The organism is Borrelia persica No12, assembly GCF_000500045.1.
In the GTDB taxonomy this organism is placed as follows: domain Bacteria; phylum Spirochaetota; class Spirochaetia; order Borreliales; family Borreliaceae; genus Borrelia; species Borrelia persica.
The window spans coordinates 1-1,106 of sequence record NZ_AYOT01000162.1; the positions used below are offsets into that span (position 1 = coordinate 1).

At 31.8% G+C, this 1,106-nt stretch carries 2 protein-coding genes and 1 pseudogene; all 3 read left to right on the top strand.

Features of this window, described 5'->3' with window-relative positions; translation table 11 throughout:
* The coding region (locus U881_RS0105810; RefSeq protein ID WP_024653627.1) for a DUF1357 family protein at positions 1 to 348 on the top strand (348 nt) is incomplete at its 5' end.
* Between the two features lie 10 nt (positions 349 to 358).
* The gene (locus tag U881_RS0105815; protein WP_024653628.1) at positions 359 to 910 is read left to right on the top strand and encodes a DUF228 domain-containing protein; all 552 of its coding nucleotides are present in this window, start codon (positions 359 to 361) and stop codon (positions 908 to 910) included.
* Positions 907 to 1,106: pseudogene (locus U881_RS0105820) on the top strand (DUF228 domain-containing protein); the annotation flags it as partial. The gene U881_RS0105815 and the pseudogene U881_RS0105820, both read left to right, overlap by 4 nt.

The following is a 1,106-nucleotide window of genomic DNA, read 5'->3' on the forward strand; positions in this document are numbered from 1 at the left end:
TTAGATGAAATTATGTTAGCGCAAAAACGAGAACTTGTAAGGAAGTATGTTCCAAAAGACCAAGTTAAGGCTATAGCAAAAGTTGATAATCTTGAGCATATCAAGGGAACATTATTAGACATGCTTGTGAATCTCGCTAAAACTTCGATAAAAAGGAGTACAAAGAGTAAAAATTTTGATACTAAGAGCATCAACAGATCTGTTATCAAATTAGAAGATAATGTTTCGACTGCTTCTCCACACTTCAAGCCACAAAATAATGATGGACTTAAAGAAGGTATGTTTAATAGATATAAAGAACTAGTAAATCATCATTTAAGAATTAGAAGAAAAAAATTTGGAATTTAAAGGAGAATAAATGGCAGATATTGCAAAACTAAAAAAGGAATTTGACGATAAGTTAAAAGAATTAAAGTCTTATATGAAGAATCCAACTGTTGATTCTGAATTGTTGAGTAATAACACTGATTTTAGAGACAAGAATTTAGCTTTTTCTGCATCTGGTGGGACTGTTACAAGTGGTTTGGATATTATTGAAAATATACCATCTAAAGGCTATCCATATAAGCGAGGAGTTAAATTAGATTTTACTGATATTAAATATCAAGCAGTTGTGGTAGCAGGTGGTGAKRGTGATTTATATGGGATATGTGTTGATATTGATGATTATACAGAGAGAGCTCAAGTTGTACCCATTGGTAATAATTTTCAAGGTTGGTTAGTTGCTAAAAAAGATAATGCTACCAATATTGCTATTGGAGATACATTGAAGTTTAATAGTCATGGAGAATTAGAAAAAGATTCAAGTTCATCGAGACTAATTAATGCAGTTGCGTTATCTAAAGCTTGTAAACTTAATGAAGAGCTTTACATAATACATGTTGCAGTATTTGGGAATAGGGCTAAATGAGTGAAAAAATAAATGCTACAGAATCATCTTCTCAAATAGAAGATGCAGAAGAACAAACTCGTCTTGATATTTCTGTTGCAGATACTGAATCAGAAATATCAGTAATTCAAGGCGGTAGTGGACATACTCCTAAATCCAGAAAAAGGAGAGGTGCAGAAGATTTAAGTGTAAGTTTAGATAGTCGTTTTGGTGTAGA